The 13789-nt window shown below is 56.9% G+C and carries 10 protein-coding genes; 5 read left to right on the top strand and 5 right to left on the bottom strand.

Going from position 1 to position 13789, the window contains the following annotated elements; translation table 11 throughout:
• Positions 1-21 precede the first annotated feature (21 nt).
• Together I6N98_RS15300 and I6N98_RS15305 are read left to right on the top strand one after the other, a co-directional pair.
• Positions 22-1821 carry a hypothetical protein gene (locus I6N98_RS15300; RefSeq protein WP_198569192.1) on the top strand — a complete coding sequence of 600 codons (1800 nt, stop codon included), beginning with the start codon at positions 22-24 and terminating at the stop codon, positions 1819-1821.
• Between the two features lie 73 nt (positions 1822-1894).
• Positions 1895-3910, top strand: coding sequence for an EAL domain-containing protein (locus I6N98_RS15305; protein ID WP_198569193.1), 2016 nt, complete (start codon positions 1895-1897; stop codon positions 3908-3910).
• Here I6N98_RS15305 and serB read toward each other — a convergent pair.
• Positions 3903-5120 (bottom strand): phosphoserine phosphatase SerB, encoded by a 1218-nt coding sequence (gene serB, locus I6N98_RS15310; protein ID WP_273475469.1) that lies wholly within the window; start codon positions 5118-5120, stop codon positions 3903-3905. The genes I6N98_RS15305 and serB overlap by 8 nt on opposite strands.
• 433 nt (positions 5121-5553) lie before the next feature.
• Between serB and I6N98_RS15315 the strand changes: the two genes are divergently transcribed.
• Positions 5554-6762: a hypothetical protein gene (locus tag I6N98_RS15315; RefSeq protein WP_198569194.1), complete on the top strand. Its 1209-nt coding sequence runs from the start codon at positions 5554-5556 to the stop codon at positions 6760-6762.
• A gap of 12 nt (positions 6763-6774) precedes the next feature.
• Here the strand turns inward: I6N98_RS15315 and parC are convergent, their stop codons facing one another.
• Positions 6775-9030 (bottom strand): DNA topoisomerase IV subunit A, encoded by a 2256-nt coding sequence (parC, locus tag I6N98_RS15320; RefSeq protein ID WP_198569195.1) that lies wholly within the window; start codon positions 9028-9030, stop codon positions 6775-6777.
• A 149-nt stretch (positions 9031-9179) separates the two neighbouring features.
• Between parC and I6N98_RS15325 the strand changes: the two genes are divergently transcribed.
• Positions 9180-9425 carry a hypothetical protein gene (locus I6N98_RS15325; protein WP_198569196.1) on the top strand — a complete coding sequence of 82 codons (246 nt, stop codon included), beginning with the start codon at positions 9180-9182 and terminating at the stop codon, positions 9423-9425.
• 380 nt (positions 9426-9805) lie between these two features.
• The gene (locus I6N98_RS15330; RefSeq protein WP_198569197.1) at positions 9806-10288 is read left to right on the top strand and encodes an FKBP-type peptidyl-prolyl cis-trans isomerase; all 483 of its coding nucleotides are present in this window, start codon (positions 9806-9808) and stop codon (positions 10286-10288) included.
• A 3-nt stretch (positions 10289-10291) separates the two neighbouring features.
• Here I6N98_RS15330 and I6N98_RS15335 read toward each other — a convergent pair whose 3' ends face one another.
• From I6N98_RS15335 to I6N98_RS15345, 3 genes are all read right to left on the bottom strand, one after another.
• The gene (locus tag I6N98_RS15335; protein ID WP_198569198.1) at positions 10292-11197 is read right to left on the bottom strand and encodes an alpha/beta hydrolase; all 906 of its coding nucleotides are present in this window, start codon (positions 11195-11197) and stop codon (positions 10292-10294) included.
• Between the two features lie 26 nt (positions 11198-11223).
• The gene (locus I6N98_RS15340) at positions 11224-13035 is read right to left on the bottom strand and encodes an Lnb N-terminal periplasmic domain-containing protein (RefSeq protein ID WP_198569199.1); all 1812 of its coding nucleotides are present in this window, start codon (positions 13033-13035) and stop codon (positions 11224-11226) included.
• 82 nt (positions 13036-13117) lie between these two features.
• A complete protein-coding gene (locus tag I6N98_RS15345; RefSeq protein ID WP_198569200.1) occupies positions 13118-13597 on the bottom strand; it encodes a DUF3015 domain-containing protein in 480 nt (159 codons plus the stop codon).
• Positions 13598-13789: the final 192 nt, after the last annotated feature.

The following is a 13789-nucleotide window of genomic DNA, read 5'->3' on the forward strand; positions in this document are numbered from 1 at the left end:
ATTAAGCGTGTTTGCCAAACCATGAGTCACAACTCCAGCCTGCTGGTCCCATTACCAGAGATCACACGCCACAAGCACAGCCTGTTCGAGCTGAACGGCGATGCGGCCGCCAAGTGGCTCGAAGCTCTGCCTATGGCAAACCTGGGAGAGACCACCAAGCAGCTCTATCAGGCCCTGACCGAGCTCAGCCATGTCCGCTGTAAGCCCAAGGATCGGTATGAAATTCTGGAGAAGATGCGTCCCCGGGTTCACACCATCACCAAAGGCTTGGCCCAACACTATCTCAACAAACCCATTGTACTGCCGGACAAAGCAGAGAAGGTCGTGCTCTTAGCTGACACCTTGAACTCCCAACTGGCGCTGGGCTACTGCCAGAGTTTTGTCGGCCTGGAGTCTGAGAGCCGCCTTATCCGGCCCAAAGAGGCAATGGCCACCTGCCTGCACCGGGCGCTCAGCGAATACGGCCAGGTACTGCTGCGCACATACCAACTTTACCGCACACCGCCCCACCACTTCTGGCTGCACAATCACCATCTTTATCGAAGCGCACAATTGCAGAAGCTCACCACCCAAAAAGTGGCGGATAAAATCCTCGGCAGTGGCACAGTACAGCAAGCTTATGTGCGTAGTCTGCTACTTGCCTGCAGCCGCTGCCATCAACTACCCCAGCCCCACATCGAACAGGTGTACACTGGTCTACGCTACTGGAGTAACCTCGTCGACATTCGCGATTATAGGCTGGAGAGCTGCACCTTCCTGCTGGATCCGGATCGCGATACCGCCCCGACCTATCGACAACTCACTCAGCAGGCCCCGTCACCCGGCTGGCTGGGTATCGATACCAATGGTTTAACAGAAGGCGACATCCTTAGCGCCGCCCAAGCCACCGGCAAAACTAAGCTTGATTTGCAGCTACCCAAAGCCACCCTCGAACAGCTTAGCAACGCCTGGCATGCACCCACCACCCGCAGTAGCCAGCGCGTGGAGCGCGATGACACTGCGCTGATCACACTGGGGCTCAATGCCACCCACTACTACTGTGCCAATCTTGCCGATTTTGATCAGTTCCAAATCGAAAGTAGCGATGCAGAATTACAGCCCGACCCATTTTCAGAGCGACACCACCGGGATATATGGAGCCAAGGCGCCAGCGATGACACCCGAGAGACCGATCACGCCGGGACCGTCAACTTTGGCTTGACCCCCAACCGGCACGATGAACCTATAGAGGCGATTGACTACAGCCTGACTCAAGCGCCCGGAGACAGCAGTCGGCGCCCCACAGAGCGCCAATATAGCTATCTCAGAGCTCGCATCCTCGACTCCAGCGCAGGGGGCTTTAGGATTGAGTGGCCAGTGGAACAAGGCGTTCGAATTCGCACTGGCGAAATCATCGGCATCAAGACCGAAGATTTCGACGACTGGCGCATCGCCGTAGTGCGCTGGATTCGCAGCGACGAGCAGCATCAAATGGGAGTCGAGGTCCTGGCCACGGCAGCCATTCCCTACAGTGCCAGACTGATGCAATCCGGCCTGCCAGCCAGCGACTATCAACGCGCCATCGTACTACCCAGCGACGGTACCGATGAGTCACCGAGAGTATTGTTGGCCAATATCGCCAGCTTTGCCGAGGGCCAGACCATTGAGCTGGTTCGCCCCGGGCACGCCCTTCGCGCCCGCCTGTTAAATAGCATCGAAAGCTCGGGCTCATACAAATTGTTCAACTACAAGGACGCAGTAAAAAATGCGCCCCCCAAAGCCGTTGTTGGGGAACCCGAAAAGAACGAGGGTGAGTTCAATAACTTATGGGAAATACTGTAAGACTAAGGTACGGTGACACAGCAATAAAAACCGCTAGCAACAATGCTAGACAAAACACCCAGTCACATAGTTTATGACCCGTATGCACCGCATTCGCACCACCAACTTGCTCACTATCGGCCTCAATGACTCGCAGCTTGAGGAAGTGGTCAGCGCTTTTCGACGAGCCGGTACCATAGCCCATGCCCAAGCGCTTGAAGATGGCCAGCAATTGCGCAACATCCTCAATGATCAGAACTGGGATGCCTTGGTGTTCTTTGCCAGCGGGGCCTCTCTCAGCCTAGAGCAATGCTGCGACACTCTCCGGCAAAGCGAGAGCGATCTGCCCCTGATCGTTTTGAGTGAAGGCGCCTCTCACGGCACCATCGACCCTCATGTGGCGGCCATTTGTCGCAGAGACGAGTTGACGCTGCTAGCCCACATGACGCAACGGGAAATTCTTGCCCGTCAAACTCGACATCAGCTCAGTGCCACCCTAGCCGAACTAGAGGAAGCGAAACAGCGCCAGAACTTGCTGCTGAGCGACCATCAAGACCCGCTGATTTATATCATCGACGGCATGATTATCTACGCCAACCAGGCCTTTTGTGAAAAGCTGGGCAGTGACGAACTGGATGGCTTCCCCATCGTTGACTTGATCGCCAACAGAGACCAGGAGAGATTAAAGTCCGCGCTGAAAAAACAGAATTCGAGCTCCACCAGCTCCCGTTTGGAGCTTACCCTGCTACACAGTGACGGCAGTGAGCTCACCTGTATGGCCACCTGCGACAATACCCGCTACGAGGGTGAAGATTGCATTCAGATTGCGCTGAGCGACAAAGACAGCCAGCAGATCGCCGGCGACACCGACCCAAGCACCGGGCTGGCCAACCGCTTCCACTTCAATGAACTACTGCAGGAGTTCCTCAATACAGAGCGCAACAGTAACAGCAGTTTTTTGATGCTGGGCCTGGATCGCTTCGAAGAGCTGCGCCACGGCAGTGGCCTGATCGCCAGCGAGGCACTGCTCAAAGAGGTGGCTGACTTTGTCAAAACGCGGCTCCCTGCACAGCACTACGGCCGGCTCAGCGACGATATACTGGTCGCGATATTGCACCATGTACCCGCTGATCAAGCCCTTGAACAGGCCAACGATTTGCTGCGAGAGGTCGAGAACCATATCTTTGAGTTCGAGAACCAATCCCTACAATGCACGTTGAGCGTGGCAGTCCAGTCAATCAACCACCTGACGCCACCTGAGAACGCTCCCCTGTTGGAAAATGGTTTTACCTGCCTGGAATCCGCTCGCCTTGCCGGCGGCAATCGCGTGGATATCTGTGTCCGAAGCCGACAGCAGCTGGGCGAAGAGGACTCCCCCTCACAGCTGATAGAAAGCGCGCTTTCTGACCAGCGCTTGCAGCTCATCTACCAACCCATGATTAACCTCAGCGATGCAGAGGGGGATCATTATGAGGCAAGCCTGAGCATTCGCGACTGGCAAGAAGGAGAAGCCACCGCCGGAGAGCTCATGCGGGCCATAGAGCGAGAGCCAGATAACCACAAACTGGATCGCTGGCTGATTGTGGAAGCGACCAAACAACTAACTGTAAAGCGGCAAACTGGTGAGGACGTGCACCTTATCATTAACCTGAGCGGCAATGTGTTCCAGGACCTAGAATTCTGCTCTTGGCTAGGGGTCGCCATGAAGGCCGCTGGACTGCATGGCAATGCACTGACACTGCAGTTTAGCGAGGACAGTATTGGCCGGGCACTAAAACCCGCACTGGATTGTTGCCGGGAGCTACGCGCACTGGGCGTCGGCGTGTCGGTGAGAGAGTTTGGTCGCAATAAAACCGCTATCAAGTTTTTGCGGCATATCATGCCCGCGCTGCTAAAACCGGGAATTCGTCAATCTGACCCACTGGAAAACGATATGGTCAGAGAAATCGTGCAAAGCGCACGCACCCTGAACAGTCGAGTGGTGATACCCAATGTCGCCAGCGCCGCGACATTGGCCATGCTGTGGCAAATTGGTCCAGACTTTATTCAGGGCAGCTATGTCAGCGAGCCGCTGCCTGAGATGGATTATGAGTTTGCCTCTTTCAGCTGATGTCCATTAAGCGGTCACTGATCCCCAGCAGATAAAGGATACCATCGAGCCCAAGTGTCGAAATCGACTGGTTGGCGTTCTCGCGAACAATGGGCTTGGCGCGGAAGGCGATACCCAGGCCCGCTATACTCAGCATCGGCAAATCGTTGGCGCCATCACCCACCGCGATAACCTGCTCCAGATCAATACCCTCTCGCTGGGCAATCTCCTTGAGCAATTCAGCTTTGCGCTGCCCATCCACCACCGTGCCCGTCACCTGTCCGGTGACTTTGCCATCGGCAATAGCCAAATCGTTGGCATAGACATAATCAATACCCAGTTTCTTTTGGAGGTATTCACCAAAATAGGTAAAGCCGCCAGACAGAATCGCGGTTTTGTAGCCCAGCCGTTTCAGCGTGGATACCAGTCGCTCAGCACCCTCGGTGATGGGTAGCGAGGCCGCGACAGACTCTAGCACTGACTCGTTCAAACCTTCCAGCAATGCCACTCTGGCGCGAAAACTCTGGGTAAAATCCAGCTCGCCACGCATCGCCCGCTCGGTGATGTCCGCCACTGCCTCACCGACCCCCGCCGCCTTGGCAAGCTCATCGATCACCTCAGCCTCAATCAAGGTGGAGTCCATGTCGAAAGCCACCAGACGCCGAGTGCGCCGGAATACACTGTCTTCCTGGTAGGCGATATCGATGTCCAGCTCCCCCGCCAGTTGCAGCAGCTCGCGGCGAAAGTCGGAAGGGTCATCTAGGTTGCCCCGCACCGAGAGCTCCACGGAGGCTTTAGACTTTTGCGGCGACGCCCCCAGTGGCACCCGCCCGGACAGACGATCAATCCGATCAATATTGAGCTGGTAGCGGTACACCACATCGGTCACAGCCGCGATATGGCGGGCGCTGACTCGGCGCGCCAACAGCGTTACGATATGGCGCTGCTTGCCCTGCCCCGCCACCCAGTGCTGGTAGCTGTCGGCACTGACCGGCAGAAAACGTACCTGCAAGCCCATTTCGTGGCAGCGAAACAAGATGTCTTTGAGAATAGTCGCGGCCTCGGTACCGGCGGGCATCTCCACCAATAGCCCCAGAGTCAAGCTGTCGTGAATCACCGCCTGACCGATATCCAGCACAGTCACATCGTGGTCCGCCAATATGCCGGATATTGAACTGGTAACACCGGGTCGGTCATCCCCGGCGACATTGATCATAATGACTTCGTTCACAGTGCTCCCCTCAGCCGAGGCGCTATTGTATGGTCTGGCGACGGGAAATGCATTGCCCTTGTACCCCAGCGGACCGCCACCAAGGGCGGTAAAATCACCATAGAAACAGCCGACTGGGGCCTGTTCACACCAATTGCATTGGGCCTGCTGGCGGTAATTTTTGCCTCCAGCTAGGCGGAAGGAGCGCAGTTTGGTCATTCCAAATAAGCGACCGACAACAACGCTGGGGGCAAAAATGGCCCCAGCCCTTTGGGTTGTGGCTAAAAATCCACCACTCTTCGTTGTTCGTCATTCATTTGGAATGACCAAACCTCTCTCCTCACGCCTTGATTGGCGAATTTTTAGTCACAACAGGCCCAATGCAATTGGTGTGAGCAGGCCCCAATACACACTTATTGCTATACTCGCCATTTCGCCTGCGGATACCCGATAGATGTTCAGCTTGTTACTCCGGCTACCCCTCGCGGCTAAAAGCGGTCTGGTGGCTGCATTGATATGCGCGATAGCGGGGCTCACTCTGCTCCTGACCAGCATGACCGCCAGCAAACAAATCCTGCTGGAAACCACCCAGTTGATCGGTCAGCAGTGGACCACTCAGCTGGCCTCCCAAGCCCAGCACGCGCTGCTGCGCAACGACCGGGTCAGTTTGCAGGCGATCTTGCAGGACTATATCAGCAACCCCTTGATTACCTATGGCAGCATTGAGAATGCTCGGCAGGAAACCGTGGCGGAGGCAGGTCTGTGGCAGGAAGACGACCTCAACTACGAAGCTGGGGTGGCTGACGACGGCATTCTGGGCCGAGTCCAACTCTCACTCAGCAAAGACACCATTGCCAACGAGATACGCGACCTGGGTAAAACACTGCTTATCCTAACCGCGATTTTGGCTAGCCTGAGCTATGCGCTGGTCGCCGTGCCCATGCGCCGCATTGAATCCCATCTGGAACTGGCCCGGCAGCGCCTCGCGCAACCCTTGCGGGACGACGAGCCCGAGTACCGGGGCGATGACAGCCTCGGTCGTCTGCTGCATGAAATCCACAACCCCCAGATTCGCCTCACCGAGCTGGAGGACGATCGCTTCCGGGACTACTACCTGATTCACTGTCACTGGCAGGGGCTGGCAACACTCAAGGAGCAAATGTCGCCGGACGCGTTTCGCACCCACCGACGAACTACCCTGGCTCGAGCCGAGGCCATTGCCAGGCTGTACCAGGGCGAAATGGTTATCCGCCGCCACGACGCCCTGACTCTGCGTTTCTTCGATATCAGCGGCTGCGATCACCCGCTGTTTCGGGCATTGTGCTGTGCCGACCTATTCCAAAAGCTCGACAAAGCGCTAAAGACCCGCTGCGGGGTGGCACGGGTGTGCTGCGACGGCGATAGCTGGGAGTGGGCCGCCAGCGAGAGCGAAACCATTGAGCGGCTGCATATCTCGACTGCCGAAGGCCGCTATACCTGGCTGGACAACAACTGCCGGGATCACGAGCGCATCGACGCCTGGAGCAACCGCCGGGGCGGCCAGATCACCTCGATGAAGGCGCCCTACAGCGACCTCCTGGCGCGCCAGCAGACCCAGCTGAAAAATCTCAGCCTGGAGTCACTGCAACGCTCTGCCGAAGCCGCTCAGGAGCAGACCGACTAGGGCCTGCTCACACTAACTGCTTACAACCTCAAGCCCATCGACTTTCTGGAAACCCCGGGGCAGTTTGTGGCCGCGGCGCCCACGCTCACCCAGATAATGTTCCAACTCGGTCAATTTCATCGACAGATGGCGACGGCCCGACAGCACTTTGATGCTATCGCCGGGACCCATGACCGCAACGGCCACCACGAACTCCTCCCGGTTAGCGACCCGGGCCGAGGGAATGCCAATCATCTTGTTACCCTTACCCCGGGCCATCTGCGGCAGATCAGCTGTGGGGAAGGCCAACATCCGGCCATCGGTGGTCACCGCCACCACATGGCTATCCTCAACCTGCTTTACTGCCACCGGCGGCAATACCTTGGCACCTTTGGGCAAGGTCAATGCGGCTTTACCCGCCTTATTCTTACTCTGTAGATCCCCCAGCTGGGCAATGAAACCGTAGCCGGCGTCGGAGGCCATCAAATACAGCGACTGATCAGTGCCCATCATCAGCCCTTCAAAGCTCACGCCTGAGGGCGGATTGATCCGCCCCGTCAATGGCTCGCCCTGGCCCCGGGCCGAAGGCAACGAGTGGGCCGCCACACTGTAGCTCCGTCCGGTACTGTCCAGCAGCACCACCGGCTGATTGGTCTTGCCTCTGGCAGATAATTTATATCGGTCGCCGGACTTGTAATTCAGTGCCTCGGCGTCGATATCGTGACCTTTGGCCGCACGAATCCAACCCATCTGAGACAACACCACGGTGACCGGATCGGCAGAAACGATGTCCTCCTGGGCAAAGGCCTTAGCCTCGGTACGCGCTACCAGTGGAGAGCGCCGCTCGTCACCGAACTCTTCAGCAGTGGCCAGCAGCTCCTTGCGCACCAGAGTCTTCATCCGCCGGGTCGAACCCAGCGTCAACTCGATGCTGTCCCGCTCGGCGGCCAGATCTTCCTGTTCGCCACGAATCTTCATCTCTTCGAGCTTTGCCAAATGGCGCAACTTCAACTCGAGAATGGCTTCAGCCTGCACATCGCTAAGCCCAAAACGCTCCATCAACACCGGCTTGGGCTTGTCTTCCTCGCGGATAATCGCGATCACCTCATCGATATTGAGGTAGGCGATCAATAAGCCATCAAGGACATGCAGTCGCTTGAGCACCTTGTCCAGCCGGAACTCCAGGCGGCGACGGGTGGTAGCAGTACGAAACTCCAGCCACTCGGTAAGGATGCGGTCCAGGCTTTTGACCTGGGGCCGACCGTCGATGCCAATCATATTGAGGTTGACCCGGTAACTGCGCTCCAGGTCTGTGGTGGCAAACAGGTGGTTCATTAAGGCCTCGAGGTCAACGCGGTTTGACCGCGGCACCACCACCAACCGAGTCGGGTTCTCGTGATCGGATTCGTCCCGGAGGTCCACCACCATAGGCAGCTTTTTAGCCTGCATCTGCTGGGCGATCTGCTCCAGCACCCGGGAGCCCGAGGTCTGGTGAGGCAGGGCGGTGATCACCACATCACCCTGCTCTTCCTGCCAAACGGCGCGCATTTTCAGCGATCCGCGCCCCGTTTCATAGATGTTCCGCAGGTCTTCACTGGGGGTGACGATCTCCGCATCGGTCGGAAAATCCGGCCCCTTGATGTGTTCACACAAGGCCTGCACATCCGCCTTGGGTTCGTCCAGCAGGTGCACGCACGCGCTGACCACCTCCCGCAAGTTGTGGGGCGGAATATCGGTGGCCATGCCCACTGCAATCCCCGTGGTGCCGTTGAGCAGGATATTGGGCACTCGGGCCGGCAGCATCGCCGGCTCGTCGATGGCACCGTCAAAATTGGGCACCCAATCCACCGTGCCCTGACCCAGCTCGCTCAGTAACACTTCGGCGTAGTGAGTGAGTTTAGACTCGGTGTAACGCATTGCAGCGAAGGATTTGGGGTCGTCCGGTGAGCCCCAGTTGCCCTGGCCGTCTACCAACGGATAGCGATAGGAGAAGTCCTGGGACATCAATACCATCGCCTCGTAGACAGCACTGTCGCCGTGGGGGTGGAATTTACCGATCACATCCCCCACCGTGCGCGCTGACTTTTTGTACTTGGCGGTGGCCTTCAGGCCCAGCTCACTCATTGCATACACAATGCGACGCTGCACGGGCTTAAGCCCATCACTAATACTCGGCAGCGCACGATCGAGAATTACGTACATCGAATAATCGAGGTAAGCCTTCTCGGTATAGCGCTTTAGCGGGATTTGCTCGACACCATCGGCGCCGATCACAACATGTTCAGACATAGAGTAAGAATTCTTCTCGTGATGGTTATTACTTGATTCAGGGCCTATTTTCGCTGGCGAGATAGGCGAAATCCCAGTAGGGGTAATTACGAAGCGCCGACCCCGGCTCCTCCGCCCTATACTGCTCGGGCATACTTAGGAGAGACGATATGGCTGCTTCAAAAATCGTGGCTCTGTCTGATTACCGCGAAGACAACGAGCAAATGCACATCGACGACATCAGCGCCCAGGCGTTCCTGTTTTTACAGGAACAAGCTCAGGAGCACAATCTTCCGATGCGCAAATTGCTGCTGGAGCACCTGCTTGGCATCGCCAGCGTAGTCAAGGCGGTTGAGGGCCTGGATGAGGCCCAACACTGGCTGAGTGAAATCAGCAAAGAACTGGGTAGCGCCTAACTTGTAGTCAGTCACACCGGGCGTTCCACGCTGGGCGCTCAGTGCGCCTTGGTTTTGCGCGCGCCACAGCGCGCGCAAATGTACACCGTTACCAATTTCCCTGCCTTTACATCAAACTGTTTCGTCTTATCCACCCGCCACTTGTGATGCCCTTCCCGGCACAGCGTGTTGTTCTTAGACGAAGGCCGTCGGCCAAAAGGTACTACGTCTCCCACACCTTTACCCTCTTCACCCACATCTGCTCCAGCACACCCACTAGCAACGCGTCAATCTGGCGATAAACCGCCTGGATCGGTACTATACGGCGCTTTCGATCGTAGTTCGAGCACTCGGCAAGGCACTGACCACCCGAGTCTCCCCCCTCTGGAGACACCGCGAATATGAACATCGCAAACAATACCGTTGTCGCATTTTTCTATGAACTTCGCGACGGCGGCGGACAGCTACTAGAAGGGAATATCGGTGAAACACCAACCCTCTACCTGCACGGCGCCAACAATATCATTCCCGGACTCGAAGAGGCCATGGCTGGGCGCCAGGCCGGCGACAGTTTTGAGGTGACGCTGCCACCCGAGCAAGCCTACGGACTCGTGCAAGAAAACCAGCAACAGCGCATTCCTGCCAAATACCTGAAACACGAAGGCAAGCTCTCCCCGGGCAAGATCGTCCGCTTCAACACCGACCAGGGACCGCGTACTGCAACTGTGGTCAAGGTGGGCAAATTCTCAGTGGATATCGATACCAACCACCCACTGGCGGGCAAAACCTTAACCTTCAGCATCACCATCGATAGTGTGCGGGAGGCGACCGACGAAGAGCGCCAGCACGGCCACGCCCACGGGGTTGGTGGGCATCAGCACTAGGGCCTAGTCACCCGCAGGAGCTGCCACTGGCTGCCTGTCTTTCCAGCGCTCGGCGCCGCGGTGAATAAAATCCAACAGCGCCTGACGATTGTCGGGGCTGTTAAAGGTCTCGATATGCCCGCCGTCGTAACTCAGCAGCTGTTTAGGCTGCTGGGCCCGCTGGTACAGACGCTCCACATGCTGATAGCCGATCACCGGATCGCTGCGGCCGTGAATCAGCAACAGTGGCAACGGCGACAGGTCTGCAACCCGATCAATGAGGTCAAAGCCGTCGGGCATCGCCCGGGCGGCGGGGTACTGGAATAACCAGGTCAGCCAGTGCCTGGCCGCCACCTCCGCCGCAACTTGCGAAAACTCTGCAAACCCGGCGTCCAAAATAACACCCGCCAAATGACTGGATTCAGACTCCTGCAAGGCGTTGCCAATGATGCTGGCACCGAGACTTTGTCCCAATGCAAACCAGGGGGTGTCAGTGGTAGCGGATCGCGCCTCGACGTCGGCGACCGCCAGGGTCATATCGGAGACCGCGCCGGCGACACTGGGCACCCCCTCAGAGAGACCGTAGCCGCGGTAATCCACCAACATCACATTGATGCCGTATTGGGGCAGCCAGTAGACGCTGGCCAAGTGCGTGCTGATATTCTCGGCGTTGCCGTGGGCAAACAACACGGTTGCCTGGGGCTCACCTCTGGCGGGCAACCACCAGCCGTGGATTTTAAGTGCCCCTTCCTGCCCCTCTGTGGGGTGCTCAAATGTGACATCGCTGTAGTGCAGCCCCACATCCGCGGGCGTCCGCAGCAGCGTTTTCTGCGGATAAAAAAGCATCGCCTCACAGCCCACCAGCGCGGGTGTGAGACAGAGGGCAAACAGGCAAACAAGCAGAGCGCGCTTGGTTTTGTTTCTCCTCATACCCACCTCACCTAACCGTCGGCCAGTTAAAAATACCGACGCCATGAAAGTGCTCCGCCGTGACTGTAGCCCCAAGGTTGATCGCGATACTCCAAGTCTAAACGAAGGGCACTGCGCTCGCTCACCGCCCGGTTGAGGGACAGGCCCACGGCGTGGCGAACGCCCTGAGACCCGAAGTCATACAGTGTCGTTTTAATCTCGGCCGCGTATCGCGCGCCCTGCCAGAGCTGCCCCAGCTCAATGCCGGGTGCGATTCGCCAGTCTTCAGGAAGCTCAGAATTATATTCCAAACGCCCGTTGGCCATGACAAAACTGGTGCCACCTAAGCGCGCCCAGCCGAGCCCACCGCCGGCGGTAAAATGCGCCACCAGGGGTTGCTCTGGGGCATCACTCAAACGCTCTACACCCGTCCCCACCTGCCAACTGATTGGCGAGAAAAACCGGTCACGGGTAGACAAGGATCGAATACTAATAGGAGTAAAACGCTGCAAACGCAGACCTTCACGGTCCTGCCAGCGCAATACAATATCCCCCATGGTCAGGGTGGCGCCCTCCGGGTATCCCGACAGCGAGTCCAAGGCGTCGTGATAGCTGATACGCCAGTTAAGATCGAGATACTGGTCTGCCCCGTCTACACCGGCAGACAAGGCCAGCAAAGAGGTATCGTGACCACGGTCGGGACGTTGTGGGCGGGGCACCTCGGGAAAGGTCAAGTCGCCGGTAGACCTGGCGGCCCGGAGCAGTGACAAACTCCGCTGGGCGATTTCAGGATCCCGCTCCGCTTCGTTGTAGCGATAGCGCAAATAGCGATACGCCGCCAGCAGCACTCTCTGCTGATGCACCTCGGGTGCCTGCTGCATAAAGGCATCAATGGCCAGCTCCCCGTCCGCCAGGGCCTTGGCTTGTTTCTGCTCCCCGCGGCTCAAACCACCTAACAGGGTATCCAGCTCCAAGCGCCGGGACGGGCGGTAACCAATGTCGTAGACCATGCCGTCTAACACCACCTCTCTGACCGTATCCACTGGCATTGCCGCGTATTCAAAGGGGCTGGTGAGATCGATGCCCGGCCTTGCCACCTCCAGCAATTCCAACAAACGATAGGAACAGTTCTCGTCAAAAAAGTAGTAGTCAAAGTTTACCTGGCGCAACTCCCAGGCGTGGCTGAGCAATCGATCAATCTCAGTGGCGGTGAGATTGAGGTGGTACTCCCACATATCGCGATTTTCCAGGCGATTATATTCCTGAATCTTTTCGTAATAGGGCTGCAAACTAAACAGCCCTGGGTAACCCCCAAACAGCCCGCGGTAGATATAGAGCATATCCTGCTCCTCCGCGCCGATATTGGCACCAAAATTAAGGGCGTAGGAGAGAAAATCTGACTCGCCACGATCACCGGCGGGGTCGAGGCGCAAAAACGTGTGGCCGTACATCGATGAAGGGCTGTTAAGGTAGCTCGATGCCAACACCAGGGATACTTCGGCGACATCCAGCTTTTGACGCCACTGCTGGTACTCATCACACGGTGGCACTGCAACGTCGGTTAAATACCCCTGTTCCCGCAGCCAGTTATACCGGGCCGGGTAGCGACAGATAAGTTGCGGTTCTTCACGCAATCTTTCCAAGGTTGCCCGCAGTTCGCTGCGAGGTGAGTTGACGCCATCTTTAGCCAGGAAAAATCCAGCATCATCGACATAGCTTTTGCTGCCTTGAACATCACCTTGTGTGGGAAAGTGAAGCAATGCCAGCCATTGCGGGTTAGATGCCAGGGCATCAATTTCTGTGGCGACAGCAGACGGCGCATACACCCACGTCAGCAGTAGCAATAAAACTCTGCGCAATGGAAAGTCCTTGAGATAAAAAAGTCCTTGGATAAAAAAACGGCCCCGTGGGGCCGTATCGATCTAAAAAAGTACGCCCGACTTAGGACACGTACTTAGACAGGCGGGCATCGCCTTTCATCAGAGATACGATGGAGTCCATAACGGTAGCCGCATCAACATCAGCAGAGGGGAACAGCGTGTCGAAGTTGCTGTGCAGTGTTTGCTTAAATACCGGACGATCCTGCTCGCTGATACCCATAGATACCGCAACTGCCGTCAGAGCTTCTCCATCACCACGAGCAACATCTTCAGAGAACTCGTCCATGATCGCACCCACGTTGACCATTTCTTTGCCGCCATAGGTCAGAGTGCCATCTGAAGAGCAACCGTTGGTGCCAGAAGTCATACCAAAGGTAGCGTTACCAGACGTCCCGTTAGTCCATGAAGCCAGGAAGTGGGCGGGCAAACCAGATTGACCTGAGAACAGCATGTTTCCCCAGCCGCAGTTGGGGCCACCGGGGGCAACGGCGAAGGCGCTTGAGCTAGCGATAAAAGCAGAAGCAATAAGCAATTTTTTCATGGTGAATCCTCTTTCGATTGTTGTGATATTTCCTTAAACCGCAGGCTAAGACTACCACAAGCAAGTGACGTGTCTAGAGACGAAAACACCAGAGGGAAATGATAATTTTATGAAGGCTGCGATCATTGTGAGCGCAGTTAACTACTAATAAGGAGGGATAATTCAGGAGGAGTGAAGACCCCACGCAGTGAC

Origin of the sequence: Spongiibacter nanhainus, assembly GCF_016132545.1 — a bacterium.
Classification (GTDB): Bacteria; Pseudomonadota; Gammaproteobacteria; order Pseudomonadales; family Spongiibacteraceae; genus Spongiibacter; species Spongiibacter nanhainus.

Excerpts from the sequence above, each read along its gene's own strand:
- I6N98_RS15300 (WP_198569192.1), top strand. The coding sequence starts at position 22 with ATGAGTCACAACTCCAGCCTGCTGGTCCCATTACCAGAGATCACACGC.
- I6N98_RS15305 (WP_198569193.1), top strand. The coding sequence starts at position 1,895 with ATGACCCGTATGCACCGCATTCGCACCACCAACTTGCTCACTATCGGC.
- I6N98_RS15315 (WP_198569194.1), top strand. The coding sequence starts at position 5,554 with ATGTTCAGCTTGTTACTCCGGCTACCCCTCGCGGCTAAAAGCGGTCTG.
- parC (WP_198569195.1), bottom strand. The coding sequence starts at position 9,030 with ATGTCTGAACATGTTGTGATCGGCGCCGATGGTGTCGAGCAAATCCCG.
- I6N98_RS15325 (WP_198569196.1), top strand. The coding sequence starts at position 9,180 with ATGGCTGCTTCAAAAATCGTGGCTCTGTCTGATTACCGCGAAGACAAC.
- I6N98_RS15330 (WP_198569197.1), top strand. The coding sequence starts at position 9,806 with ATGAACATCGCAAACAATACCGTTGTCGCATTTTTCTATGAACTTCGC.
- I6N98_RS15335 (WP_198569198.1), bottom strand. The coding sequence starts at position 11,197 with ATGAGGAGAAACAAAACCAAGCGCGCTCTGCTTGTTTGCCTGTTTGCC.
- I6N98_RS15345 (WP_198569200.1), bottom strand. The coding sequence starts at position 13,597 with ATGAAAAAATTGCTTATTGCTTCTGCTTTTATCGCTAGCTCAAGCGCC.